Below are 25,132 nucleotides of genomic sequence, written 5' to 3'. Positions count from 1 at the left end.
TTCACTTCTCCTTTACAATAGTTCGTTCATAAAGATTTGCGAATTATTGTTTCGCTCTAAGTTATATTCAGAAACAGAATCCACAATACTTTCTGTAGTTTTTAATAGTACGTTTAAGTAATATTGATTTTTCAAAAGAATCATTTTTACATTCTCTTCTAATTCAGTTACGTTTTTTTGTAATTCTTCCATTTTTTCAATTTCTTCTTGAGAAAAACACGAAAATAACGCACTTACACGAAACGATTCAACTCCTTGTTCTTTACAGAAATGAACAACCATTTCTTCAAATGAGCTTGATAACCCTTTTAAACCATCAATGTACTGCAATTGCTCTACTTGCAACTTTTGAACTGCATTTACATTTTTATTTTTTAAATTCTCATATATTTGCTCTCCAAGCGCTTGAATATTTTCATACGCTTTTTGAATAATAACGAGTTTTTCATATAATTGTATGTACATATAGCTTCCTTTCTTTTACAAGACTAAATTCACAATTAAACCATGGATTTCTCCAATTTGATTTAACATTTCTAAATGTCCTGTTTTCGTATTAATTAAATTCATAACATCTTCTAATTCATTCAATCCCATTTCTGCCTGTTTCACAATCGTCATTTTCTGTGAATATCCGTAACGTGGGTGACGAGACATGACATCTTTATACTGCAATACATTATCAACGTAAAAATTCAAAAATGATTTTACTGTATTTTTGTATTCCATTACATTATCAAGCGTTAATTCCATTTCAATTTTCTCTTTAATTTCTCCAATATTATCGACAAACGCTTCCATTTGTTCTAGTAATTTATCTTTTTTCGGATCTGCATGCAAATTATCCGAAAATGCAAGTCCTGTCCTGACATTTGCTTCTTTCGGCATTTGAGTAGCAGGCGGTATATGCGATAAAATTGGATTATGCGAGATAGAACGTAGCATATATATCACCTATTTATTTTTTTATTTCTTCCTAAACTTAATCGTAAAATCCAGTTATTTATAATTATACTCTGAACAGTAATATTTTGCAGTTATTTTTTATAAAAGATATGTTACAATTTAGCATGAGGTGGCACAATTCTATGAATATTTTCCTTTGTGGTTCAAATCAATTAACAGCATTAGATCAAGAAGAAATTAAAAAATTTTTAACTGACTATGCTCACAAACATAAAATTTACATATTATGTTATAAATCTATTGAAAATGAGGTTCTTCGTTTTTTCGTTGAGAATGAAAGACTCGCTCAAAATTTATGCCTTTACACGCTGCAACCATTGCAAGCAATAACAGATGAATTTCAAGAAGTCGTTGATTACTTAAAAAAACACGGAGCCGAATATGTTGCTTTCGATCATCCTTCTGACTCCATTTACCGATCAGATTATATGTTTTTTGTTAAACAAATTATTGAAGACACTGATTTAGTTCTCTGTTTTTATAATGGGGACAAACATACATCTGTCATCCCTGTCGATGTTGCAAAAGAAGCAGGTATTGATGCTGTCATTTATGATTTACCAGGATTACATGAAAAGCAAATGAAAAAAAGCTTTGAACAAAAAATTCGTATGATGTAAAGGGGGAGGCACAATATCATTATTGTGCCCATTGTAAATATGATAATTGAACAAGATTATGATCATTTTATCGCGAGTTTTAAACAACAATTCAATATGGATATCGCTTCTTATAAACAAGATAGAATGCGCCGTAGAATCGATGCTTTCATTTCGAGAAAAGGCTTCGAAAACTACACTAATTTTTTAAACAAATTACGCGCTGATCAAAATTTATTTTTAAATTTTATTGACTATATTACAATTAACGTTTCAGAGTTTTTTAGAAATAAAGAACGCTGGCAAACTTTAGAGTCGAAAGCACTACCAAAATTACTCGAACAAAATAGCGGAAAATTAAAGGTATGGAGTGCCGCTTGCGCTGCTGGTGAAGAACCCTATACACTCTCTTTAATTTTATCAAAGCATCTAGCTCCATTTCGTTTTGAAATTCAAGCAACAGATCTTGATTTTCATATTTTAGAAACCGCAAAACGCGGTCAATATACAGAACGTTCTCTGAAGGAATTACCTAATGATTTGAAAGAACGTCATTTCACAAAAGAGAATGATATATATTCATTGCATCAAAACATTAAACAAAACGTTACGTTCAAACAGCACGACCTTTTAATGCAGTCGTTCGATACAAATTATGATTTGATTATTTGTCGTAACGTAATGATTTATTTTACAGAAGAAGCAAGAGTAAAACTTTATGAAAAATTTAGTCGTTCTTTACGAAAAGGCGGTGTACTATTTGTTGGTAGTACGGAACAAATTTTAACACCCGAACGTTACAATCTTCAGCGATTTGATACATTCTTCTACGAAAAAATATAAAAAAGGTCGTCACAATGGAGTGACGACCTTTTTACATAACTCGAATTAAAATAATACCGACAATCCATATAAAGAGAAAAAGAAACGTCATAGACCATTTATGTTCTTGCACCGTATGTTTCAACGCCTGTGACAATTGTGTCATGTTCATTTCCGCAAGCGCTCTCCATACACTTACATCCCGATCTTTAGCAATGCGGTCTGTAACGCTAATTAAAATTGTTTCGTTAGACAATTTCGTTATATAAGCAGTAATAACCGTTACCATCAAATTTATATTTCCTTCTGAAGAATCACTTTCCACTCTAGAGATAAGTGCACTCACATCTAATAACGGAATATGTACTTTTCTACCAAATGATAGTTGTACTTCAGCGAAATCATATGTTCCATCTAACAAAGGAAGTTCTTTTATATGCGCCTGCTTAACAAGCCCTTGTAGGCTTCTAATTACTTGTTCAAATATTTTTTCTGTTTGCTTACCTTCTCCGGATAACGTATGTAACTTTTTAAAAAGTTGTAACACTGTATCCATCTCTTTCGAAAGCATTTCCTTCATAATCTTTCCATCACTTAAACTTGCAAGTAAAATACCTATTTCATTATTTTTCGAAATAATTTTAGACTGTCCAGTAAACACTAAATTGCTACGCTTTCGTTCTTTCTGGATTTCATGCTCCGAAATAGCTGCAGGCTGTTTTAATGGTTGTAACGCCTTATCTTCAATTGTCGTACGTTTAATCTCCATTTAAGCACCTCCACTACTATGAAATAATTAGCCCCATTCTTTATTACTCTTTAAAACTAAAAACAGTACGAATAAACCTGACATGATAGTAAACACATCAGAAGCTTGCACTCCCTGTTCACCTTTTTCTTCTTTCTTGTCTTTCGGTTCTTCTTTTTGTTCTTTCTTTTTAGAGACAACTTGTTTGTTATTTTTCTCTTTTTGGTCCTTCGCCTTATGTACTTCCTTGTTGTCTTCGAACGGCTCTTTTATAACGTAAGTAAATTCCTCTTTCTCTTTCAACGGTTCTTTTATAAACTTATTTACTATCTCATCTTGCTTCGGAATTTGAACGACTGGTAAATTTTCTTCTGGAAGCGGGTTTTTGACTTTCGAATCTTCTTGCTTCTCATTTTCTTTCTTATCTTCTAATTCATTTTCTAGTTTATTATCTAATTTTTCTTCTTTTTCTTTTTCTTTCTCTTCTATCTTTTTATCATCTTCGTTTTTTGGCGCCAAAACAGAAATGGTATATTCACTTTCCTCAACAAGTTTATTACCTGCTGCATCTATTATCTCTACAAGTAATTCGTATGGCCCAGCCGGCAATGCTTCTGTTATTTCAAATACTTTTTGCCAATCCATATCATGCTTGTTGTAGTCTAATAAAAAGGAAAGCTCTTTATTTTCTTTCCCTTTTAATGTAACGCGCACTTCTTTTACAACCGATTCTATATCTGACGCTTTTACTCGTATTTGTATAGAATCTCCCTGTTTTCGTTCAACTAAGTTCTCTTTTACTTCATCAATAGTAACTTTCTGTAACTTTGGCAATTCTTTATCTATAGTTGGCGTTTCATTTTTAATACGAATGAGCGGGACTTTCACTTCATTTTTTATGAGCTCTTCTTTCTCATTCTCTTTGTAACTTTGAACGAGCTGAAGATTCCAATCACCTTGCAAATCAAAATCCCCTGCTTTATAGTTAGCAACCCAGCTCTTCGTTTCTTCATCATACTCAAAAGATAACATTCTTTCTTGCGCATATTGCTCGCCATTTTTTTGTAACTGCAATATACCTTTCATACTTTGAATGTTTTTCCCATTTGGTTCTACAGCAATTCGCACCTCTTCGCCAACTTTAAGCTCCGGCTTATTTACTGTAATAATTCCCTGTTCTGTTTCTATCTTTCTTTCACTCAATTGTTTATTTGCTACTTCTTGTTGTTCTGCTTCTTTTTGTTTCTCTTCATCTTGTTTCGTTTCCACTTGCTCTGGCGGTTCTTGAGATTCCTTATTTTCTTCTTGTACATTCACTTCATTTATTTTTTGATCTGGCTCAATTTGTTCCTCAGCCTGACTTTGCAAGGGGAAGAACAAGCACACATGTATGCATAGCCAACTCATTAGAAAAAACTTTACGTTTTTCATCTACTAGTTCAAACTCCTATTTCAATGCCTTATAGTGATTTCGTCACTTTTACTCCGAAAAATCCATCTACATTTACAAGTTCACCATACGCCACTAATACATCATTTACATAAATACGAATTGGTTCATCAATATCCTCATCTAGTACAACTGCTTCATTTTCTTGTAAACTTAATATATCTTGAATCGTTTTCACTGTACTTCCAAATACAAATTTCACGTTCATTTCTACATTTTGTAGAATGGACGTGTCCATATATACTGGTTCCATTTGTTTTACTTCTTTAAATTCAATAGGTTGCACAACTGGTTCTACAATTTTTTCTTCCTCAATTTCTTCTGTGGCAATCTCTTCTTCTTCCACCATTGGATACAGAAGTCGCCTTACCATTTCTTTCGCTTCATAAATTGGCAAAATTTGATACATTTTCGATTGAAGCAGATCACCAATTTCAAGATTGAACGTAATTTGAACGAGTTCGTCCACTTCCATTGACTCTCCCAAATACTCCATTTCTTCTTTTAACGTTACAAATTTAACATTTGGCGGCGTCATGTCCATTTTTTCTTGGAACATTTCTGACATCGCCGTAGCAGCGTGACCCATCATTTGGTTCATAATTTCTTTAATACCGCTCAGTTCTAATTCAGTAAGCTCTTTTTCCGGATCAACTTCTCCTGTTCCCATCATCATTAAATCTACCATTGTTAAGGCGACATCTTTCGTAAATACGAATACATTCTCATTCTTTAGCCCTTCAACAAAGTCAACATTTAAAATAACAAATGGCACTGGTACTCCATCATAATGACGAACATTGATTGCTTCCACATTTGGTGTACTAATTGTAACTGGCTGATTTAAAAGCGTTGACAATACTGTTGAAGCGGAACCAATTGAAATATTTGCAATTTCACCAAGCACATCTTTCTCTTCTTGTGTTAAATGCTCTTTTTCAACTTCTTCTACAATCTCAGTTTCCACTACTTCTGCTGGCTCGTCTTTTTCTTCTACTCCACCAGATAATTGCATTAATTTATTTACCATTTGTTTCGCATGCTCAACTGAAACAATTTGTACAAGTTTAGAGTTTACAAGATTATCTATCTTTAAATCAAACGACACTTTAACAATCGTATGATTCCCATCGATTTCAGAGATTTTCTCCATTTCTTCTGATAACTTTACAACATTAATCGTCGGCGGAGACATATCTACTGTATCTTGGAAGAATTCCGACATAGATGTAGCTGCGAATCCCATCATTTGATTCATCGCTTCTTGTACAGCACTTAGTTCTAATTCACCAAGTTCTTTTCCATCCTCCACTTCACCTGTTCCCATCATCATTAAATCAGCGATGGACAATGCAACATCTTGTTTAAGAACAAGAAGGTTTTCCATATCTAATCCTTTTGTAAAATGAATGTTTAATACAACATGTGGAACTTCGACATCTCTTGAATCATATAAATCTACCAACTCTATGCGAGGAGCAGTAATGCTTACTTGCCTATTTAAAATCGTTGATAATACAGTCGAAGCTGAACCAAATGATATATTTGCAATTTCGCCAAGAATATCGCATTCTTGAGGCGTTAAATGCTCATTTTCTTTTTCTAGCACAATCGTGCTCGTATCCCCTTTTGTGTGTTGCTCAGGCATTTTCCCTGCCTCCTCATTTCTGTTTTTCTATCAAATAATATAAACTCTCATTTGATTTTAGCAAACTTATTATATAAAACGTTAATATGTATGTATTCCCATTATTAGATTAGTAACGATTAGCCAAAAAGCTCCCCAATTGTATACAAGTGGGGAGCTTTCCTTCATTCCTATTATAAACCTTCTGGGTTTAAAATGAGGACCACTCGTCCATCACCGAGAATCGTCGCACCAGAGAAATAGTTAGAACTCTCTGCAAAGAAGTCACCTAATGACTTTAAGACTATTTCTCTTTGACCGATAATTGTGTTTACAATAAGTCCATAGCTGCGATGTGTATTACGAACAATTAACACAGGAACCATTTGACCATCATATGACGCAAACGCCTCATCTACTGTTTTTTCACCAAATACAGTACTTAAATGTTTCACTTCAATAATTTGATTACGATAATTTAACACATCTTTTCCTTGTAAGGATTGGATGTCTTCCCTCTTAATTCGAATTGCTTCAACGATATTTCCAAGAGGTAAAGCATAACGCTTATCATTCGTTTGAACAAGCATAGATTGAATAATAGACAACGTTAACGGAAGTTCAATTCTAAATGTACTTCCCTTTCCTTCCTCAGAATCAATAATTAAATGTCCACCTAAACTATGAATCGTATGTTTTACAACATCTAATCCGACACCGCGTCCAGAAAGATCTGATACAACTTCAGCTGTACTAAATCCTGGTTGGAAAATAAGATCAAACACTTCACGATCTGTTAATCTATTCGCATCTGCTTCAGTTACAACGCCATTTTTAATCGCTTTTTCTAATACTTTCCCTTTATTAATACCGTTTCCATCATCCGTAATTTGAATAACGACATGATTTCCACTATGAAAGGCTTCTAATTTAATAGTACCTGTCTCATTTTTACCTGCATCACGTCGTTTTTCAACAGTTTCAACACCGTGATCGATTGCATTTCGAATTAAATGAACGAGCGGATCACCAATTTCATCAATAACAATTTTATCTACTTCAGTATCTTCACCTGTAATTTGTAAATCGATTTTTTTCCCTAAATCTTTCGCTAACATACGTACCATACGTGGGAAACGATTGAACACAGTTTCAATCGGCACCATACGCATATTTAATAGTACGTTTTGAATATCTTTTGAAATATCGCCTAATCGATTTAAATGTTCAATTAACTCCTTGTTTTGAATCGTTTGAGCCAATTCATCAATGCGCCCACGTTCAATTACACTTTCTTCAAACATATTCATTAATCTTTCGATTTTCTCTAATTGAACACGAATTGAACGATTCTCCACTTTAGCATTTTTCGTTTTTGTAGTACTTTTAGCTGGTATAGCACTTTTAGGTTGATTCGTTGCCACTATCGGTGATTCTACCTGCGTAGCCACAGCTGGTTGTAGCGTTCCTTCTACTTGCACAACTTCTTGTGTAACGACTTTTTTAGAAGCTACTTCCCTCGATATAGGTTCTCCTTGCTTTACTTCCACTTTCTCAATTTCAGAAACATGAAGTACTACTTGTTTCAATTCTTCTATACCACAATCAGTATCCATAAATACTGTAAATTCAAATCCGAAAGCATCTGCTTCAATTTCTTCAATACTCGGAGCTGTTTTTTGTATATTCCCTACATTCTGCAATGCTTCAATACACATAATGGCACGTACTGCTTTTAAAATTGCTTGCTGTTCAACTGTTATATGCACTTCATGCGAAACTGCATCATCGTTGTCTATATGATTTTGCTCTATATGTTCCGTAGGAGTTTCTACATTGCCGTTCAATAATGCTTCTAATTTCTGTTTAGTTGAGACTACATCAATATTGCCCATTCCACCTTGTTGCACATCTGCAACCATCTTCTCCAAATTATCAATGCACTCAAAAATCACATCAATAATATCCGCATTTACAACTATATTTCCATGACGAATTTCATCTAACACATTTTCCATCTTATGCGTTAAATCAGCCATCTCTGTAAATTCCATACTCGCAGACATACCTTTGAATGTATGAGCGGAGCGGAATATTTCTCCTACAACATCCATATCAGCAGGATTTTGCTCTAACACTAGCACATTTTCATTTAGCGACTGTAAATGTTCTTCTGACTCTTCGAAAAATATATTTAATAGATCTGTTTGCATTTTTATCCCCTACCTGTCTAACAAACATTTCATTTATGTATAACAATTTAGTGTTTTATAATGAGAAAAAAGGGGGCCACACGTCGATCCGCTATCACTGTTTTGATTCCTTGTGGCACCCCTTCTATATTAACTATTTGCTACTTTTGTTAAAGCTTCAATTACACGATCCGCTTGGAATGGCTTTACAATAAAGTCTTTTGCCCCGCCCTTAATTGCATCTAATACCATACCTTGTTGTCCCATTGCAGAACAAATAACAACCTTTGCACTTGAATCAATTTTAATAATTTCTTTTAATGCTTCAAGCCCGTCCATTTCTGGCATAGTAATATCTAATGTTACAATATCAGGTTGAAGTTCTTTATACTTTTGAATTGCTTCTACCCCATTCTCTGCTTCGCCGATAACTTCAAATTCAGCATTACTTTTTAATAAGTTTTTAATCATCGTTCGCATAAACATCGCATCGTCTACTACTAAAATTTTATGTGCCATTCTTTTTAATTCTCTCCTTCTATGTATAAATATATCTTAATATTTCACCTTATCATTCTCACTCATTATACAAAATAAAATGATAAAATTTAATATTTTTTTAAAAGAATTTTCGTATTTTTATTATTTTATTATTAAAATAATAATATACTACTCTTTTATATAAATAACAACGCGACGGTTTTTTTCCCAGTTTTGCGGTGAATCATTTGGTACAACTGGCTTTGTGTCTGCATATCCTACCGCAGCTAGCCTTTTATCATCCACATTATACACTTCAATTAAATGGTGAATCATATTTGCCGCTCGTGCTGAAGATAACTCCCAATTAGAAGGGAATTTCTCGTTATGAATAGGTCTACTATCTGTATGTCCCTCTACAACAATTGGGTTAGGTACGGATTGAAAAAATCCAACTAATTGACTTATTATCCCTTTCGCTTCAGGCTTAACGTTCGCATCGCCTGTATCAAATATTAAATTATCTACTATAACGACACTTACCCCTGTATCCTCTCGATATACATTCACTTGACTAATACCGTTATTATCTACATACGATTTTAACTTCTTATATAATTCGTCCATTCTCTTTTTTGAGATCATTTTTTCATCATTTTTTTCATGTGAAATATCCGGTATTGTATTTTCCATTACTTTTGCATCTACTTGCCCCGTATCACTAAACTTTTCAAGCATCTTTGACAATTTTACTGCATCTTGCTTTGATGTAGCAACTAGTAATACAAAGAAAGTTAATAATAACATCGTTAAATCTGTAAAAGTCGTCATCCAACGAGGCGATCCCTTTTGCGGTCCTTTACTCATCATACCACTCCTTGAAATATTAGGCTGCTCCTTTTACCTTTTTTACCTTTGTTACCTTTGTTTCGTATACGTATGTATCCAGTTTCAACTTTAATTTAGAAGGGATTTGTCCACGATACAATTCTGAAATTGCTTCTATTACAAACTTCTTCTCTGTATATAAATCTTCAATACCACGATATACTTTTTCCGAAAGAGGGATTGCAATCATATTCGCAAGTACAGACCCATATAATGTCGTTAACATCGCAACTGCCATCCCTGTACCAATTTGCGATGTATCTTGTAAGTTTTGGAGCATAATGATAAGACCGATTAACGTACCAATCATTCCCCAAGCTGGAGCAAAATCACCAATTTTATCTAATAATGCTGCTCCTTTTCTTAACTCATACACTTCCGTTTCAATATCTTTCAATAACACTTCTTTTAATTCATCTTCATCGTAACCGCTTAACATTAATCGAATTCCTTTTTGAATAAAAGGATTGTCTACTTGCTCTCCATCAACCTCTAAAGAAAGCAAGCCATTCTTTTTAGACTTTTTCGAAAAATCAACAAACAAATCCGTTAACTGTTCTAAATCTTCTTCTCTTCTATGTAAAACAGTGAAAATACTTTTCGTATATTTTTTTATTTCTCCAAATCGATATGCCACAACAATTGTCGCTGTCGTTCCCCCTATGACAATTAAAATAGATGAAATATCTAAAAAGTTTTTGAAAGCTTTTATTCCACCGCCACCAAGCATAATCGCCGCTATCACTATGATGAAACCTACTATGATGCCCACTGGGCTAGAAATATCAAACTTCCTTTTTCTTCTTTGTGGTCTAGCTAACACTTGATTTTTTTCTCCCATATTTCTGCCCTTTCCTTTCCATTTTCATATAACATTTTTTTATTTTAATAATACGTTTTCACATATAACATGTATTATACGCTTATCATCTGTTTATCGCAATATACTCATGAAATTGACACATTTCATTTCTATATTAGAATTATGGTATAAAAACATGAGGAGGCTCACGATGGAACACAACATTTTACAAGTCATTGCATTAGCAGAAAAATTAAAATATGAAATGCGACACAGCTGGCTTTCCAACGGACGTCAAGAAAGTGTTGCCGAGCATACATGGCGTATGTCTCTAATGGCCATTTTAGTTGAACCTTATTTGGATCAAAAAGTAAATATTGAGAAATTACTTAAGATGGTTATTATTCACGACCTAGTCGAAGCCGAAGCTGGTGATATCCCTGCTTTTGATACAATGAATAGTCACGAATTACAACTACAAAAACAAAAAAATGAACTAGAAGCTATTTTAAATATTAAACAAACATTAACAGGTTCTCTCGGTGAGGAATTATATGACTTATGGATGGAGTTTGAAGCGAAAGAAACGTACGAAGCAAAAGTTGCTAATGCACTCGATAAACTTGAGGTAAAAATCCAGCATAACGAAGCTGATATTGATACGTGGCTACCAATTGAACATAAAATGACATTCCAAGTAGCAAAGCATACAAACTTTGATTCTTTCCTATCTAAATTACAAAAAATCATTGAACAAAATGGAGAAAAGAAGTTAATCGCTGCCGGCATTGATGTTGAGGCATGCAAGCAATAATGAAATAAGACACTCAACACGAGTGTCTTATTTCATTATTGTTGATACAGCCTGCTTATAAATAAGCTGTTGTTTTCCATCCACTAAAATTAAAACTGTAAATTTATCTACTCCAACAACTTCTCCTACTATTCTAACGCCACTCTTTAAGAAAATTGTAACTGTACCTTTTTCTTCTTTTATTTGTTTATACAATTCTTCCTGTAAATGTTCCAATTACGGTCCTCTCCTTTCGCGAAACATCTTAATATAAAAAACTATAAATTTTTTATTTATGCACTTTGTCTTTTACATTCATAAACTTATTAATTAGTATATCTAAATCTCGGCTAAATAACAAAACTTTATCATGATCCAATCCGTGTCTCGCAACAAGTTGAATTAACTCTTTCTTTTTGTTTTCTATTTTATTTTGTAATTGTCCCATCTCCATCTCTATACTAAAACTCCCTTTTCCCATAATATTACTTGTAAAATTATAGTACATATTCTCTCATAAAAAAATAAAAAAATGGTTTTTTTTACAATTTTTTATTTTTCTATGCCTAAATTACGAATCATGTAAAGATTTATTTACAAATCACTAACATACAATCCTAATGAATCTACAGGCATTTGTCTAATTATAAATGAGACTGGCTCGTTTTCTATACAAAAAACATACTGTATATAGTAGTCCATGAACCATATAGATTAACTTACTAAAAAGGAGGAAAACATATGAGTTATGGTGGAAGTTGCGCTGGTTTCGGCGGTGGATTTGCTTTGCTTATCGTACTATTCATCCTTCTAATCATCATCGGATGTAGCTGTTGGGGTGGCGGCGGATACGGATATTAATATATCCTATCCTTGACAAATGAACTAAAAACTATAGAAAAACAGCTCATATTTGAGCTGTTTTTTTCATACTTTCGTATGAATTTATATCCCTCTTATTTGCGATTTCAACTAACAAAATATCGTTTAATATGGAATAAGAAACATTTTACTAAGGAGGATTACAATGATTAAAGGTCTTTACGAAGCCCATTTACCTGTCCATAGCTTAAAAGTATCTATTCCTTTTTACGAATCACTAGGCCTAACATTATATAAAAGAGGAGACAATATTGCTTTCTTTTGGATTACAGAAAATAAAAGTTGGCTCGGCCTTTGGGAAGGGTCAGAATACAAAGTTCATTATCACCCCTCTTTACGACATATCGCCTTTCAAGTTAGCTTACATGATTTAGAAAATGCGATATATTGGCTAAATCAAAAAGGAATTTCAGCACGAAAAGACTTTGGGATGGAGCCAATTGAACCGATTGTTTTTCCAGAATTGGCACACGCCTCCGTATACTTTAACGATCCTGATGGAAATAGTTTAGAGTTGATCGCACAATTACCTGTTGGACTTCCTACAGAGGAAAAAGTGTATTTAAGCGAATGGAAAAAACAAGTTCAAGCATCATCATTACATAAGGATTAATCTATTTATGTCAGTTTCTTATTCCACACTTCTTAAAACAAATAAAAACTTCAATAAACTATTTTATGGGCAAACATTCAGTGTACTTGGGGATTGGTTTCATACGGTAGCTTTATTAACATTTGTCTACAGCATAACGGAATCGCCGTTTATGATCGCACTTACTTTTATAAGTAAAGGGTTACCAGCGCTTCTTCTTAGTCCTTTCATTGGCGGAGTTGTAGATCGTTTTTCTAAAAAAAATATTATGTTTTTCACCGATATTACACGGGGAATTCTAGTCCTTACATACTTACTCGCAGGCTATAAAATTGAGATTATTTTCATTGCTAATATATGTTTATCTGTACTTTCTTGTTTATTTGAGCCGGCTAAACAAGCAACCTTAAAAAATATCGTACACCAAAACCATTTCGTAACTGCTAACTCTCTTTCTAGTACAATTACTGGTTTTATGTCTATTATAGGTGCTTCTTTGGGCGGGATACTTGCACAATCTTTACATATTGAGTTCGCTTTTTTAGTAAATAGCCTATCATACTTTATTTCAGCTTATTTTATTTATACTATGAGTATCCCTGCTCATAATACTTGTAACAAGAAAAAAGCATTTTTCACTGATATAAAAGATGGTTATACATACATATTACAAACAAAAATCATTTTAACATTAATTCTTGTCGGCATTTCATGGGGCATTATTGGCGGCGCTTATCAACTACTTCTAACGATCTATGCCGAGAGAATTTTCCACACTAACATTGGAATTTTATATACAGTTCAAGGCACTGGGCTTATAATTGGAAGCCTCCTCGTTAATCTTTATATGTCTCATAATAAAGAAAAAATGAAAAAAGTATTCGGTTGGGCCTACTTATTACAAGAAATTTTCTTTCTCGGATTCATTCTATCCGATCAACTTATTATCGGTATCATTACTTTATTCTGTATGCGCATAGCAGGAGGAATCATCGTTCCACTTGATACGACATTACTTCAAACTTACACACACGAAAATATGATGGGTAAAGTTTTTTCATTCCATTATTCCATTTACGGATCTCTTATTCAGTTATCGATGTTTTTTACAGGAGGGCTGTTAGAAATTCTTTCTCCTCAAATGATTGGCAGTTTATTAGCTATATGTTGTATTTTTGTAAGTTTTATATGGCTGTTCTTGTTTTATCGCGGGGAATTTAATGAAGAATCTCCTTCTACTTAATAGCATGTTTATAAACATGCTATTTTTATTTATGTCGAAATACAGAGGAAAAAGATGATTTATTTTCCTTACGTTCTAATTTTTTAGAATGTACAATAAATTTAGATTATAAGAAAAGGGGTGCCATAATGTTTGACGATAGACTTACTATTTCAGCTGAGCAGCAGAAGCTCATTTCCAATGCAACTCGCATTCAAATTCTTCACCTTTTAAAAGATGAAGCACTTACTGCAAAACAAGTTGCTACTAAACTAAATAAATCTGCTGGAAGCGTACATTATCACGTTCAAATTTTATATGATGGAGGGCTGCTTGAATTAGTAGAAACGAAGGAAAAACGAGGGATTATTGAAAAATATTATAAAGCAAAAGCTGCTCATTTCTATATTGAAGAAAGCGGCACAGAAGGAACGAATACAGGTAGTCATATTGTATCTCATTTATTTTTAACTCCAGAGGAATTACAACAGCTTACTTGGGAGATTACACAAGTTTTATTACGCTGGGAAAACAAAACCGCTCGTCAATCAAACTCTGAAAAGGAATACGCTATTTCCTGCAGGATTAAAAAACAATGAAAGAAAGGGCCATTTATTCATGAAAAATAAATTATTATTATTGTCGGGAACAGGAATTTCTCGTTTAGGTGATTTTATGTATCTCATCGCTCTAAACTTAATGGTGTTAAATAGCACAAACTCACCTGCTGCTGTAGCAGGATTATGGATTGTTGGTCCAATCGCCACTGTTGTTACAAAAATATGGTCTGGTAGTATAGTAGATCGATTAAACAAACGGTCCATTATGCTCATCACAGATATAATTCGAGCAGCTCTCATTGGCTGTATTCCATTATTTGATTCTATTTGGGCCATTTATATGTTCATCTTTTTAACTCGCATCGCTACATCATTTTTCGATCCAGCTTCATTTACTTATAAAACAATGCTCATACGAGCTGAAGAGCGCGCTCAATTTAATGCATGGAATAGCCTATGTACAAACGGGGCTTTTATTATCGGTCCAGCTCTTGCTGGAATACTTCTCACCACGTACTCAGCAGCCTTTGTTATTTACTGCAACTCACTTTCATTTCTACTTTCTACCATTCTCATTTACTTCTTGCCAAACATTACATTACAAACAAAGCAAAACGAAGAAGTTGCAAATACTTTCGTACAAACATTACGAAGTGATTGGAAACAAGTTTTTTCGTTCGCTCGAACAGAAACGTACATTATTCTCATATTCGTTTTATTTCAAGCGACTATGCTTGTTTCTATGGCACTCGATTCACAAGAAGTTGTTTTTACGAGGCAAGTACTGTTTTTAACCGATATAGAATACAGTATGCTTGTTAGTATAACTGGCGCTGCTTACGTTTCCGGTTCATTTCTCGTCTCTCTCTTTGCCAAACGATTACCAATTCAACATTGTATCGGATTAGGTATGATTTTCACAGCAATAGGCTATGTAATTTTCGCCTTTTCAAATTCATTTATAGTCGCAGCAGGTGGTTTCATTTTACTTGGTATTTCTTCATCATTTGCTGGTACTGGCTTTATAACATTTTATCAAAATAACATCCCTATATATATGATAGGACGTATCGATAGCGTGTTTGATTCCATAAAAAATTTCATCCAAATCTTTTTCGTTTTAGCAATTGGGGCATCCGCACAATTTCTTTCCGTTCAATTTACTGTAATAAGTAGCTCGTTACTCATTCTTTTCCTTTCCTGTTTATTAGCAATCCGGGTAATGACTCCTTCACGAGAAAAATACTTTAAAACTACAGGATCATCATTAGAATATTAAATGCAACATAAAAAGCGGCTATTTGCCGTGCAGTAAGCCCCCCACTGATTAAAGTTTCACTTTATGTTAAAATATTTATTAAATTTGATTATGTAGGGGGGCTATTTTGGAAATTATATTCATTTTCATATGTATTATATTAGTAGCTTCTATTTTACAAACAAGTACAGGTTTTGGCTTTTCTATTATGGCAACACCTTTCTTACTCATGTTATTTCTACCACAAGAAGCTATACAAATAAATATCATTTTATCATTAATTATTTCCATATCACTCATTTGGAAAATAAGAATGGATATTGATTTTATACTACTGAAAAGATTAATTTTCGGAAGTATAGTTGGTGTTCCTTTTGGTATTTTCATTTTCACTTCCATTAACATCAACACTTTTAAATTAGCAATTAGCATCCTGCTTTTACTATTAACGTTGATGCTAATATGCAACTTTAAGATTAAATCAACAAAATCTAGAGATTTCTTAGTGGGCGGATTATCCGGTCTTTTAACGACAAGTATCGGTATGCCAGGACCACCCCTGTTACTTTACAGGAACTGATACGAAAAAAGAGAAATTGAGAGCAACTACTTTAGCTTTTTATCTATTTATATATTTCATTAGCCTACTAACTCAAATACTCTTTACTGGCACAAACAAAACAATTTGGGAATCAAGTTTTTACGCTATTCCAATTGTATTTCTAGGTTTGTATATAGGGCAAATTATTTTCAAATGGCTTAATCAACGGATTTTCAAAATATTTACGTACATCCTTTTAAGTTGCACGGGTATGTATCTTCTTATTGAAAGTTTGCATTTATTATAAGTAAGTTTTTCAAAATACAAAATCATAAATAAAATACTAACCAAACGATAAAAGCGGCTATTATGCCGCTTTTTATTTTCACATTAAATATTTTAAAACTAGAAGCCCAGCTATCGCTATTACAAACACATTGAAAAAAATCATCCAACTTTTTTCGAAATCTTTATATCTCTCTTCTTTCACTCCACATTGTTTTAGCTTTCCAATTAAAACTGTTAATTCTTGATTATACTCCTTACTTCCTAATTGTATATAATTGTTATTTATTTTAATTTCATATACATTTTTCATTTTTTTATGTTGCGAAATTGCTTGAATTGAGTTTACTAATACACTGTATTCATTTAACTTTTTAAAATAACAATCTAACGCTATAATTTGTAACCTTGTATTAGTTAAAACAATGTAATAATAAAATGTAGCACCTGTGGTTAATATATTAGGTATAACTTTAGAATTTACAAGACTTCCTTCTTCCACTAATATTTCGCATTGTATTTCCTCTCCTTCTTGCAACTCTTTCCGAACTGATTCTTCCAACATTTGCACCGTTAATTTCTTCAATAACTCCCCGTTTTTCACATAATACTTATCTATATTGATAGACTCATTTGCTTCTTTCTCTAAACGTGTAATTTCTTCCTCTGAATATTGGAGCTCATTTAACATCGATAATAATCTTTTATCCATATTACACACTCCCTTTCCACAGTTTTTGAAGTTTTTTCTTCCCACGAGAAATTCGATTGTATATATAATCCGTCGTTACTTTTAATTCTTTCGCAATATCGTCAATGGAATATCCATCAATATACCTCTTTAAAAAAATATATCGATCTTTCTTATTTAAATCTTGAACTATTTCCATAATCTCTTCTTCTTGTTCTATTTCGTACCTATCATGTACACCTGTATCTATTTCTACGTCTTTATCGATTTTATTCTCTTTATATACTTTCTTTTTATATTCCAATGCCTTCAATTTAGTAATACCAATCATCCAAGATTTTAAGTTTCCCTTTTCTGTATCAAATTGATCGATATTAAACCAAATGACAGTAAATACATCGTTATAACAATCATCCACATATTGTTTTTCAATAGGGGTACTTAATGATTTATGAAAAATGTACAAAATTAATTTTCCATATTGATCAATCACTTCTTTCAAAGCATCTTGATCATGTTTTTTCATAGCTATAATTAAATCCTCTTCAGAATTGAAAATCATAAGCCTCTTCCTTCCTCAGTTCCCCTTTAGCAGCTGCTTTTACTTACTATTGGCATTTTATTCTCATTTTCTATCACTTTTGTAAAAAATTATTAATTTTTATTTCTATGTATATGATAACAAACAAAATACCTAAGATCAGAAAGAATAGACAACTTTCTGGCCTTAGGTATTTCTCCTTCAAAAAAAGGCAAACCCGCATCACAGGTTTGCCTCTTTACTCACTTCTTATTTAATCCTTTTTCACTTAAAAACTCTTTCATATGCATTCTTTTTTCTTTAGACATAAACGAACTCATTGATTCCGTCCATGTTACGCTTTTCTTGTTTGATGATCTTTCTTTGTAATACGAGTTCATCGTTTCATCATATTCATTTAATAATTCATCATATTTCTTTTCATCATATCCATTTTCATGAAGAACTGCTGCTACTGGTAAACGTGGTTTAACTCCATGTTCTTCATCTGGTACACCGACTGTCATTCCGAATACAGGGTATACTTTATCCGGTAAATGAAGCAATTCGCTCACTTCTCTCGGATTATTACGAATTCCACCAATATAGCAAATTCCGTATCCTAATGACTCTGCTGCTAACGCTAAGTTTTGCGCAAAAAGTGAAGCATCTACCGTCGCAACGATAAAGTCTTCCACTCCTTCATGCTTTATTTCTGTACCATGTTTTTCACATGCCATTTCAAGTCGTTTTAAATCTGCACAACAAACAAAAAATGCTGCGCAGTCTTTCACATGGCGATTTCCGGATAGCTCTGCTAGTTTAGCCTTTAGGTCTTGATCTGTTACATATATAACAGAATACGCCTGTACAAAATGTGATGAAGCCGCATGTTGCGCAGCGTGCACCATCTTTTCTACTACATCTTTCGGAATTGCTTCTTCTTTATATTTACGAACTGAAACGTGTTGCTCCATCTTATGTATGATCTCATTCATGAAAATCACTCCTTTTTTCACTTCATAATGAAAAATTAACATATCTTTTTTAATATTCACAACTTATAAGCACAAAAAGAGCAATTCTTTTTTTGAATTGCTCTTTTTTTAAAACGTCTATGAATACGGTAAATGAAATTTTTCATTGTCTTATTACGCCGTTTTCAACACTTTAATACCTTTTACGATATTCCAAATGAAATAGTAAATTCCTACAAGAATGAACACTGCATATGTGATAATCATTCCAATTCCAGCACCGTCAGATTGATTAAAACCTAAACCGTACATGCCTGATACTGCTAGTCCTCCAAATAAGATTACGTATGGGAAAACATGTGACCAAAATGCTTTTTTCGCGTGATATTTCACTTCATCTTCTGCAACAAAGTACACGATAATTGGTAGTAAAAATGGTGCAAAAAAGATACTAAAGTAACATAACGAAGATAAAATATTATTTCCTTTCATCCGATTCACCTCTAAATAGTTTTTGTTACCTTCATTATGTCAGGAAACCATTCTAGAAACTATCGCTTTACCTTTCACTAATGTGACATATTTGTAAGATTTTCCTCAAATTAAATCCCGTCTGAATTTTCAGGCGGGATCACTTTCACTATATTCGATTCATAAACCAATACTGTGTAATTGCTAAATATTCTCGTACATTCGATGGAATGATGATTGGTTTCGGTGTTTTTGCCGGAAGACCTTCTAATTGTAAACCTTGTTTGGCAGCTATTTTTTTCGCTCTAAACATATGAAAATCGTTTGTTACGATCATACCTTTTTTCATATCGGCTGGAATTAACGGTTTTGAGAATGTAATATTCTCATCTGTACTCGTAGATTTGTCCTCCATTATAATACGGTCTTCTGCGATGTTTTGTTTTATTAGTCCTTGTTTCATTGCTAATGCTTCTGAAATGTCTTCACCTTTTCCTTGTCCTCCAGATACGATAGCGATTGTTTTCTCATGTGATTTTAAATATTCAGCTGCTTTATCAATACGATATTGCAATGAATAAGATGGTTTCGTTCCATTTACTTTCGATCCTAGTACAATTATGTACTCAGCATCGTCACTTGCATTCATATGTCCATGCTTATAAATGTGATATTGTAAAAACCCCACATATACGGCGCAAATCATTATAACAACTAAAATGCACTTTATTATTCTCTTCTTTCTCATACTCATATACTCCTATTTTCTTTTACTTCCTTCATGATAATATCCATTTATTTGTTTGTATACAGACAAATTCCAATAAACCCTAAATTATCCTCTGAAAGGTAATATTTATATTACTTTCGGGAATAGTAAGTACAACTTTACACGAAGGAGTGTCTCTATTGCTTCTCTTTTTATGTAACGTGTCGTTCTTTTTCATCTTATTTTTACTATCGCTTAAGTTACTCGGTAAATCCGCGTTAGCACAACTAACTCCCCATGATTTTGGGGCTATAATCTTTTTATCTTATTTAGCTTTCCAGGCCATACCCGTCTCTGGTGCTTTACAAGCATTTCTCGGTATGGTTGTTATTACATGTTTACATTTACTCCTTACAAAATTAAGCCTATTCAACAAACTAAATCGTTTTATTCTCGGACACCCTATCATTTTAATTAAACATGGTGATATTATTTTTGAGAACTTACAAAAAAGTAGATATCCCATTGCCGAACTACTTTCTAATCTTCGCGTTGCAGGATATCCAAGTGTTCATGAAATTGAATACGCCATTTTAGAAGCGAACGGAGCTATTAGTATTTTACCAAAAAGAGAACTTGTACCATTAACTCCAAAAGATTTAAACATAGATGTTAAGTATGCTGGATTACCAATTGCACTTATCGTCGATTCACAAATTCAATATGATAACTTAAAGTTAATACATAAAGATGAAAAATGGTTATATAAAGAATTAAAAGAAAAAGGAATTACAAATATTAAAAACGTTGCCTTTGCTTCTGTTCAAGAAACGGATGGATCTTTTGCGATTAGTTTAAAGGAATAAGAAAATCCCCTTAATTGCTTAAGGGGATTTTCTTCATCATATCGCTTCTTTCTCTCCTGCCATATTTAATGGAACAGGATGTTTCATACGATTCATCGTAAATACGATAATTGCTGTCATTACTTCAGCAACTGGCATAACGAGCCAAATTCCGTTTATCCCAAATAATTTCGGCATAATCCATAACAATGGAATGATAAATAGTAATCCTCGGCTCATTATAATAAGTACTGATTTCTTTGTTTGTCGCACTGATTGGAAGTACTCTCCATACACAATGTTATAACCTAAAAATACGTATTGGATAAAGAATAAACTAATACCTGTTAAGGTTAACTCCAATAATTCTGGAGATTGAACATCAAATAAACCAATGATATATTTCCCGAAGAATAATCCGACAATTATCGCAACGCCTCCGAGGACAACTGCAATTTTCACAGCAAACTTCAATCCTTCACGAAGTCTCTCTGATAAATTTGCCCCGTAATGAAAACTAGCAATTGGTTGCAATGCTGCTCCAACACCGAAGAATAATAGTAATGTCATTGCATGAATACTATTCACCATCGCATAGGAAGCTACTCCTACTTCTCCTGCATATTGGACAAATGCGATATTAAAACCAATCGTTACGATTGCAACCGTGCTTTCTGCTGTAAAACTTGGGAAACCAATCACCATAATTTGTTTGACAGTATCCCATTCAAAATGGAATTTCGTCCACTTTAAAATACTACTTTTTCTAAAGAAATGAGTTAATAATACAAGGAAACCAATCGCTGCCGAAAGAATAGTCGCTGAAGCAGCACCTGTTACGCCCCATCCAAAGATAAAAATAAAGATATAGTCAAACAGTATATTTAATACAGCTGTTACAACAAGACCAGCCATTGCTAAATTAGGATTTCCATCATTTCGTATAAATGTACTTAAAATATTTTCTAAAACGTATATCATTCCAAATGTTAGTAATACGTGTAAATAGTCTAACGCATATGGTAAAATCACTTCATTTGCACCAAATAAGTACGCTAAATCTTCTATTCTCCATAAACAAATAGCCGCTAAAACACCTACGATAACAACTGCTACCGTCATGGATTGAGTAAAAATAGACCTTGCTCTTTCTCGTTTATTTTCACCTAATGCAATAGAATATAACGTTGCCCCGCCCATCCCGATCCATAATGAAATAGAGAAGAAAATCGAAAACGCTGGAATAGCCACGTTTACTCCTGCTAAACCGTTCGCCCCAACTCCTCTACTAATCATGACCGCGTCAATTACAATATTCACTGACATTAATACCATTCCTAGAACGGCTGGTATTAAATAAGAAATAAATAAACTTTTAACTGGTTTTTCTCTTAATTTTTCTGTTGCTTCCATACTATTATGCTCCTTTTTCAACGCTCTGTTCACAGTTTAAACCTTCAAGTAACTTGAAGGTCAAGAGAGAATTAAAAAAATAGGAAATTTAATTATCGGAATTGATGCAGGTTTGTAATTAATAGAAGTCCTACACTCTATTTTTTCATTACTGGAATTTGAATTTCTGTTACTTGCTCCTCTGGATTTTCTGTTACAGACCAATCAATTAATCCAATCTCAATCGAATCTCCACTTATTTCGTATCCTTCTTGATCAATGTATTCCATTAATTTCTTATATGTTTCACCTGTTTTTTCATATGATCCATGATGATAAGCGCACGCAAACATACCAGCTTTAATTGAATCTGAACTATGTACTTGATAAGGCATATAATCCAAAAGAATAAATACGCTGCTATATGCTTGAAACTCCTTTTGCATGAATGCTTTTTTGGAAATTGTCACACCTATATCTCCTGAAAATAGACTATCATCCATTTGCTTCATATTTTTTTGAAGCGAATGGATATAATAATCAAACATATCATCTGTCGTATTCGGCGCCACTGCAATCGCTGTTATTTTTCTTTTTGGTATTTTTTTAATAAGTATTCGATCGGTTTCCGCTTTCGTCGCCTTCTTTATTAAATGAATTCTATGTTCCATTTTTGCTAAAGCATATTCAATTTCTCTTTGTTTCTTCAGCATCATTTCTTGTTGTTTTTCCAGTAAATTGAGTGCGTATGTTGGATTTCTTTCATCAATATATTTCTTAATTTCCTTTAACGGAATATTTAACTGACGTAAAAATTTAATCGTATCTAACAGTGAAAATTGATCGATTGTATAATAACGATAATTCGTTTGAGGATCAACAATGGACGGATGAAAAATTCCTTTTCCATCATAATACCTCAATGTAGATTCTGCGATATTATGCATTTTTGCCATTTCTCCAATTGTAAAGCGTTTATTTAATAACATGTTTCCTTCTCCAATTCATTAAAAATATTGCCTTATTTCTTCTTATTATATAGCCATTCCCTTCATACCTAAATCAAATTCCATCATGAAAATCTGCTATTTTTTCATTGATTTTTAATAAATTTTATTATATATTAATTACAGGTTCAAATTACGAGTTCAAAAGAACTTGTAATCAGACCCTTTTGTTTAATGGGTTTTACATATTTTCATTAGGCAAATTCCGAGAAATCGTATGATAAAACTAAAAATGATGAGGAGAGGATCAGATGGAATTCGAATTTTTCTTTCAAATTGCACTTATTTTATTAAGTACAAAGCTTGCTGGTGATCTTAGTGTTAGATTAGGTCAACCTTCTGTATTAGGTAAATTAATTGTCGGTATCGTTATCGGTCCAGCTGTATTAGGTTGGATTGAAAATTCAGAGCTTCTAACTCAATTAAGTAATGTCGGGGTTATTCTTTTAATGTTTATGGCTGGACTTGAAACAGACTTAGAAGAATTAAATGCAAATCGTAATTCTTCTTTAGCCGTTGCACTCGGAGGTATCATTCTTCCATTCGTAGGTGGTTACGTTTCCGGTCTTGTTATGGGAATGGAACAAGGAAACGCTGTATTCTTAGGATTACTTCTATGTGCGACAAGTGTTAGTATTTCCGTACAAACACTTCGTGATTTAGGTAAAATGAAAACACGTGAAAGTACGACGATGCTTGGAGCCGCTGTATTTGATGACATTCTTGTTGTTATTTTATTAGCATTTGCAATGAGCTTCTTAGGTACTGATGATGTTAACTTAACAATGGTTATCTTGAAGAAAGTAGTATTCTTCGCTTCTATTATTTTAATCGGATGGAAAGGTGTTCCTGCGATTATGCGCTGGTTATCACCACTGCGCGTATCTGAGTCTATCGTGAGCGCGGCTCTTATCATCTGTTTCTCATTCGCATATTTCGGCGAATTATTAGGAATTGCTGGTATTATCGGTGCTTTCGCTGCTGGTATTGCTATTTCTCAAACGAACTACAAACATGAAGTAGAAAAGAAAGTAGAACCAATTGCTTACGCTATGTTCGTTCCCGTATTCTTCGTTAGTATCGGTATGAATATTACATTTGACGGTATCGGCAATCAAATTTGGTTCATCTTAGCATTAACTGTTATCGCTGTATTAACGAAATTAATCGGCTGTGGATTCGGTGCACGAATGACTGGATTTGACGCTAAGTCTTCTGCAATTATCGGTGCTGGAATGGTTTCTCGTGGTGAAGTTGCACTTATCATTGCAGGAACAGGACTTTCTTCAGGTCTATTGGCAAAAGATTACTTTACAGCAATCGTTATTGTCGTTATTTTAACTACAATGATTACACCACCTATGTTAAAATACACTTTTGGTGCAAAAGATAAAGCAATGAAAGCAAGTAAATAAATTTACTATAATAAAAGGAGATTGCTATCTTATAAGATAGCAATCTCCTTTTTATTTTATCTTTAAACAATCCCGTTCTTTTTTAACCATTTTTCAAAAATAATTCGTACTTCATTATCATCAATATCATTCTCAAATGAATACACCATAATGCCATAATCATCTATATATTTACCTAGCTTCATTCCCTCCACTTTCTTATAAAAATCGTCTGCCTCATAGTGCGGAATATAAGCATCCCAAACTGGTTCATTTATTCTTTTGTACGCCGTCACTTCTAAATCATATCCATCTTCATAATATCCGATGTGATAATGTTTGTTAGGATCATATTTCTCCATTAAAAGTCCCCTCCTACTAAACAAAAGCGAGCCTTATATTACAGCTCGCTCCTCTCT

Annotated in this window: 29 protein-coding genes and 1 pseudogene; 11 read left to right on the top strand and 19 right to left on the bottom strand. The window is 33.2% G+C overall.

The window, feature by feature from the left end; genetic code table 11:
• Positions 1–12 precede the first annotated feature (12 nt).
• Together AC241_RS08610 and AC241_RS08605 are read right to left on the bottom strand one after the other, a co-directional pair.
• On the bottom strand, positions 13–465 hold the full coding sequence (locus tag AC241_RS08610) for a hypothetical protein (RefSeq protein ID WP_050843153.1): 453 nt from the start codon (positions 463–465) through the stop codon (positions 13–15).
• A gap of 15 nt (positions 466–480) precedes the next feature.
• Positions 481–945 carry a YaaR family protein gene (locus tag AC241_RS08605; protein ID WP_000946323.1) on the bottom strand — a complete coding sequence of 155 codons (465 nt, stop codon included), beginning with the start codon at positions 943–945 and terminating at the stop codon, positions 481–483.
• Between the two features lie 143 nt (positions 946–1,088).
• Here AC241_RS08605 and AC241_RS08600 point away from each other — a divergent pair, with 143 nt between their 5' ends.
• Positions 1,089–1,586 carry a flagellar motor switch protein FliG gene (locus AC241_RS08600; protein WP_001020110.1) on the top strand — a complete coding sequence of 166 codons (498 nt, stop codon included), beginning with the start codon at positions 1,089–1,091 and terminating at the stop codon, positions 1,584–1,586.
• Between the two features lie 39 nt (positions 1,587–1,625).
• Positions 1,626–2,408: a protein-glutamate O-methyltransferase CheR gene (cheR, locus tag AC241_RS08595; RefSeq protein ID WP_000582875.1), complete on the top strand. Its 783-nt coding sequence runs from the start codon at positions 1,626–1,628 to the stop codon at positions 2,406–2,408.
• Between the two features lie 31 nt (positions 2,409–2,439).
• Here the strand turns inward: cheR and AC241_RS08590 are convergent, their stop codons facing one another.
• The 7 genes from AC241_RS08590 to AC241_RS08560 all read right to left on the bottom strand — a co-directional run bounded on the left by AC241_RS08590 (position 2,440) and on the right by AC241_RS08560 (position 10,613).
• On the bottom strand, positions 2,440–3,156 hold the full coding sequence (locus AC241_RS08590) for a hypothetical protein (protein WP_016082186.1): 717 nt from the start codon (positions 3,154–3,156) through the stop codon (positions 2,440–2,442).
• 27 nt (positions 3,157–3,183) lie between these two features.
• A complete protein-coding gene (locus AC241_RS08585) occupies positions 3,184–4,566 on the bottom strand; it encodes a hypothetical protein (protein ID WP_050843150.1) in 1,383 nt (460 codons plus the stop codon).
• A gap of 29 nt (positions 4,567–4,595) precedes the next feature.
• Positions 4,596–6,233 (bottom strand): flagellar motor switch protein, encoded by a 1,638-nt coding sequence (locus AC241_RS08580; protein WP_050843148.1) that lies wholly within the window; start codon positions 6,231–6,233, stop codon positions 4,596–4,598.
• Between the two features lie 173 nt (positions 6,234–6,406).
• Positions 6,407–8,425, bottom strand: coding sequence for a chemotaxis protein CheA (locus AC241_RS08575; RefSeq protein WP_050843147.1), 2,019 nt, complete (start codon positions 8,423–8,425; stop codon positions 6,407–6,409).
• A gap of 129 nt (positions 8,426–8,554) precedes the next feature.
• Positions 8,555–8,923, bottom strand: coding sequence for a response regulator (locus AC241_RS08570; RefSeq protein WP_000940568.1), 369 nt, complete (start codon positions 8,921–8,923; stop codon positions 8,555–8,557).
• A gap of 150 nt (positions 8,924–9,073) precedes the next feature.
• Positions 9,074–9,751, bottom strand: coding sequence for an OmpA family protein (locus AC241_RS08565; RefSeq protein ID WP_016082190.1), 678 nt, complete (start codon positions 9,749–9,751; stop codon positions 9,074–9,076).
• 19 nt (positions 9,752–9,770) lie between these two features.
• A complete protein-coding gene (locus tag AC241_RS08560; RefSeq protein WP_050843146.1) occupies positions 9,771–10,613 on the bottom strand; it encodes a MotA/TolQ/ExbB proton channel family protein in 843 nt (280 codons plus the stop codon).
• Positions 10,614–10,785: 172 nt separating this feature from the next.
• Here AC241_RS08560 and AC241_RS08555 point away from each other — a divergent pair, with 172 nt between their 5' ends.
• Positions 10,786–11,388, top strand: coding sequence for an HD domain-containing protein (locus AC241_RS08555; RefSeq protein ID WP_016082192.1), 603 nt, complete (start codon positions 10,786–10,788; stop codon positions 11,386–11,388).
• 27 nt (positions 11,389–11,415) lie between these two features.
• Here AC241_RS08555 and hfq read toward each other — a convergent pair whose 3' ends face one another.
• The gene (gene hfq, locus AC241_RS08550; RefSeq protein WP_016082193.1) at positions 11,416–11,604 is read right to left on the bottom strand and encodes an RNA chaperone Hfq; all 189 of its coding nucleotides are present in this window, start codon (positions 11,602–11,604) and stop codon (positions 11,416–11,418) included.
• Between the two features lie 52 nt (positions 11,605–11,656).
• On the bottom strand, positions 11,657–11,875 hold the full coding sequence (locus AC241_RS08545) for an aspartyl-phosphate phosphatase Spo0E family protein (RefSeq protein ID WP_016082194.1): 219 nt from the start codon (positions 11,873–11,875) through the stop codon (positions 11,657–11,659).
• 233 nt (positions 11,876–12,108) lie between these two features.
• Here AC241_RS08545 and AC241_RS08540 point away from each other — a divergent pair, with 233 nt between their 5' ends.
• From AC241_RS08540 to AC241_RS08515, 6 genes and pseudogenes are all read left to right on the top strand, one after another.
• Positions 12,109–12,228, top strand: coding sequence for a YjcZ family sporulation protein (locus AC241_RS08540; RefSeq protein WP_000120179.1), 120 nt, complete (start codon positions 12,109–12,111; stop codon positions 12,226–12,228).
• A gap of 166 nt (positions 12,229–12,394) precedes the next feature.
• A complete protein-coding gene (locus AC241_RS08535) occupies positions 12,395–12,862 on the top strand; it encodes a VOC family protein (RefSeq protein ID WP_016082195.1) in 468 nt (155 codons plus the stop codon).
• Between the two features lie 7 nt (positions 12,863–12,869).
• Entirely contained in the window at positions 12,870–14,084 is a 1,215-nt protein-coding gene (locus AC241_RS08530; RefSeq protein WP_050843144.1) for an MFS transporter, read from the top strand.
• Positions 14,085–14,212: 128 nt separating this feature from the next.
• Positions 14,213–14,662, top strand: a complete 450-nt coding sequence (locus tag AC241_RS08525; protein ID WP_000459090.1) for an ArsR/SmtB family transcription factor — start codon at positions 14,213–14,215, stop codon at positions 14,660–14,662.
• A 19-nt stretch (positions 14,663–14,681) separates the two neighbouring features.
• Positions 14,682–15,902 carry an MFS transporter gene (locus tag AC241_RS08520; protein ID WP_000791674.1) on the top strand — a complete coding sequence of 407 codons (1,221 nt, stop codon included), beginning with the start codon at positions 14,682–14,684 and terminating at the stop codon, positions 15,900–15,902.
• A 106-nt stretch (positions 15,903–16,008) separates the two neighbouring features.
• Positions 16,009–16,729 (top strand): annotated as a pseudogene (locus AC241_RS08515) (sulfite exporter TauE/SafE family protein).
• Positions 16,730–16,807: 78 nt separating this feature from the next.
• Here AC241_RS08515 and AC241_RS08510 read toward each other — a convergent pair.
• From AC241_RS08510 to AC241_RS08490, 5 genes are all read right to left on the bottom strand, one after another.
• Positions 16,808–17,419 carry a flagellar motor switch protein FliG gene (locus tag AC241_RS08510; protein WP_050843142.1) on the bottom strand — a complete coding sequence of 204 codons (612 nt, stop codon included), beginning with the start codon at positions 17,417–17,419 and terminating at the stop codon, positions 16,808–16,810.
• 1 nt (position 17,420) lies between these two features.
• Entirely contained in the window at positions 17,421–17,960 is a 540-nt protein-coding gene (locus AC241_RS08505) for a sigma-70 family RNA polymerase sigma factor (RefSeq protein WP_050843140.1), read from the bottom strand.
• 221 nt (positions 17,961–18,181) lie between these two features.
• Positions 18,182–18,916: an oxygen-insensitive NADPH nitroreductase gene (gene nfsA / locus AC241_RS08500; RefSeq protein WP_050843138.1), complete on the bottom strand. Its 735-nt coding sequence runs from the start codon at positions 18,914–18,916 to the stop codon at positions 18,182–18,184.
• A 153-nt stretch (positions 18,917–19,069) separates the two neighbouring features.
• Positions 19,070–19,387: a magnetosome magnetite crystal formation protein family gene (locus tag AC241_RS08495; RefSeq protein WP_016513067.1), complete on the bottom strand. Its 318-nt coding sequence runs from the start codon at positions 19,385–19,387 to the stop codon at positions 19,070–19,072.
• 148 nt (positions 19,388–19,535) lie between these two features.
• Positions 19,536–20,114 (bottom strand): YdcF family protein, encoded by a 579-nt coding sequence (locus AC241_RS08490; RefSeq protein WP_050843135.1) that lies wholly within the window; start codon positions 20,112–20,114, stop codon positions 19,536–19,538.
• Positions 20,115–20,275: 161 nt separating this feature from the next.
• On the opposite strand from AC241_RS08490, the gene AC241_RS08485 reads away from it, so the two are divergent.
• Positions 20,276–20,941, top strand: a complete 666-nt coding sequence (locus AC241_RS08485; RefSeq protein WP_000923922.1) for a DUF421 domain-containing protein — start codon at positions 20,276–20,278, stop codon at positions 20,939–20,941.
• Positions 20,942–20,977: 36 nt separating this feature from the next.
• On the opposite strand, the gene AC241_RS08480 is transcribed toward AC241_RS08485, so the two are convergent.
• Entirely contained in the window at positions 20,978–22,333 is a 1,356-nt protein-coding gene (locus tag AC241_RS08480; RefSeq protein ID WP_050843133.1) for an MATE family efflux transporter, read from the bottom strand.
• A 137-nt stretch (positions 22,334–22,470) separates the two neighbouring features.
• Positions 22,471–23,301: a MerR family transcriptional regulator gene (locus AC241_RS08475; RefSeq protein ID WP_050843130.1), complete on the bottom strand. Its 831-nt coding sequence runs from the start codon at positions 23,299–23,301 to the stop codon at positions 22,471–22,473.
• Between the two features lie 269 nt (positions 23,302–23,570).
• Here AC241_RS08475 and AC241_RS08470 point away from each other — a divergent pair, with 269 nt between their 5' ends.
• Positions 23,571–24,734, top strand: coding sequence for a cation:proton antiporter (locus AC241_RS08470; protein ID WP_016082205.1), 1,164 nt, complete (start codon positions 23,571–23,573; stop codon positions 24,732–24,734).
• Positions 24,735–24,796: 62 nt separating this feature from the next.
• On the opposite strand, the gene AC241_RS08465 is transcribed toward AC241_RS08470, so the two are convergent.
• Positions 24,797–25,075 carry a DUF3986 family protein gene (locus AC241_RS08465; RefSeq protein ID WP_029441887.1) on the bottom strand — a complete coding sequence of 93 codons (279 nt, stop codon included), beginning with the start codon at positions 25,073–25,075 and terminating at the stop codon, positions 24,797–24,799.
• Between the last annotated feature and the right edge of the window lie 57 nt (positions 25,076–25,132).

The sequence above is a fragment of the Bacillus thuringiensis genome (genome assembly GCF_001182785.1).
Taxonomy (GTDB): domain Bacteria; phylum Bacillota; class Bacilli; order Bacillales; family Bacillaceae_G; genus Bacillus_A; species Bacillus_A thuringiensis_S.
The sequence above is the reverse complement of the archived record's forward strand: the minus strand, read 5'-3'. Positions and strand labels throughout refer to the sequence as shown.

Coding starts and splice junctions, on each gene's coding strand:
- AC241_RS08465 (WP_029441887.1), bottom strand. CDS start 25,075: ATGGAGAAATATGATCCTAACAAACATTATCACATCGGATATTATGAA.
- nfsA (WP_050843138.1), bottom strand. CDS start 18,916: ATGAATGAGATCATACATAAGATGGAGCAACACGTTTCAGTTCGTAAA.
- AC241_RS08505 (WP_050843140.1), bottom strand. CDS start 17,960: ATGATTTTCAATTCTGAAGAGGATTTAATTATAGCTATGAAAAAACAT.
- AC241_RS08475 (WP_050843130.1), bottom strand. CDS start 23,301: ATGTTATTAAATAAACGCTTTACAATTGGAGAAATGGCAAAAATGCAT.
- AC241_RS08535 (WP_016082195.1), top strand. CDS start 12,395: ATGATTAAAGGTCTTTACGAAGCCCATTTACCTGTCCATAGCTTAAAA.
- AC241_RS08585 (WP_050843150.1), bottom strand. CDS start 4,566: ATGAAAAACGTAAAGTTTTTTCTAATGAGTTGGCTATGCATACATGTG.
- AC241_RS08520 (WP_000791674.1), top strand. CDS start 14,682: ATGAAAAATAAATTATTATTATTGTCGGGAACAGGAATTTCTCGTTTA.
- AC241_RS08560 (WP_050843146.1), bottom strand. CDS start 10,613: ATGGGAGAAAAAAATCAAGTGTTAGCTAGACCACAAAGAAGAAAAAGG.
- AC241_RS08540 (WP_000120179.1), top strand. CDS start 12,109: ATGAGTTATGGTGGAAGTTGCGCTGGTTTCGGCGGTGGATTTGCTTTG.
- AC241_RS08545 (WP_016082194.1), bottom strand. CDS start 11,875: ATGTACTATAATTTTACAAGTAATATTATGGGAAAAGGGAGTTTTAGT.
- AC241_RS08480 (WP_050843133.1), bottom strand. CDS start 22,333: ATGGAAGCAACAGAAAAATTAAGAGAAAAACCAGTTAAAAGTTTATTT.
- AC241_RS08570 (WP_000940568.1), bottom strand. CDS start 8,923: ATGGCACATAAAATTTTAGTAGTAGACGATGCGATGTTTATGCGAACG.
- AC241_RS08525 (WP_000459090.1), top strand. CDS start 14,213: ATGTTTGACGATAGACTTACTATTTCAGCTGAGCAGCAGAAGCTCATT.
- AC241_RS08575 (WP_050843147.1), bottom strand. CDS start 8,425: ATGCAAACAGATCTATTAAATATATTTTTCGAAGAGTCAGAAGAACAT.
- AC241_RS08565 (WP_016082190.1), bottom strand. CDS start 9,751: ATGAGTAAAGGACCGCAAAAGGGATCGCCTCGTTGGATGACGACTTTT.
- AC241_RS08590 (WP_016082186.1), bottom strand. CDS start 3,156: ATGGAGATTAAACGTACGACAATTGAAGATAAGGCGTTACAACCATTA.
- AC241_RS08610 (WP_050843153.1), bottom strand. CDS start 465: ATGTACATACAATTATATGAAAAACTCGTTATTATTCAAAAAGCGTAT.
- AC241_RS08600 (WP_001020110.1), top strand. CDS start 1,089: ATGAATATTTTCCTTTGTGGTTCAAATCAATTAACAGCATTAGATCAA.
- cheR (WP_000582875.1), top strand. CDS start 1,626: ATGATAATTGAACAAGATTATGATCATTTTATCGCGAGTTTTAAACAA.
- AC241_RS08510 (WP_050843142.1), bottom strand. CDS start 17,419: ATGGATAAAAGATTATTATCGATGTTAAATGAGCTCCAATATTCAGAG.
- AC241_RS08580 (WP_050843148.1), bottom strand. CDS start 6,233: ATGCCTGAGCAACACACAAAAGGGGATACGAGCACGATTGTGCTAGAA.
- AC241_RS08490 (WP_050843135.1), bottom strand. CDS start 20,114: ATGAGAAAGAAGAGAATAATAAAGTGCATTTTAGTTGTTATAATGATT.
- AC241_RS08495 (WP_016513067.1), bottom strand. CDS start 19,387: ATGAAAGGAAATAATATTTTATCTTCGTTATGTTACTTTAGTATCTTT.
- AC241_RS08470 (WP_016082205.1), top strand. CDS start 23,571: ATGGAATTCGAATTTTTCTTTCAAATTGCACTTATTTTATTAAGTACA.
- AC241_RS08605 (WP_000946323.1), bottom strand. CDS start 945: ATGCTACGTTCTATCTCGCATAATCCAATTTTATCGCATATACCGCCT.
- AC241_RS08555 (WP_016082192.1), top strand. CDS start 10,786: ATGGAACACAACATTTTACAAGTCATTGCATTAGCAGAAAAATTAAAA.
- AC241_RS08530 (WP_050843144.1), top strand. CDS start 12,870: ATGTCAGTTTCTTATTCCACACTTCTTAAAACAAATAAAAACTTCAAT.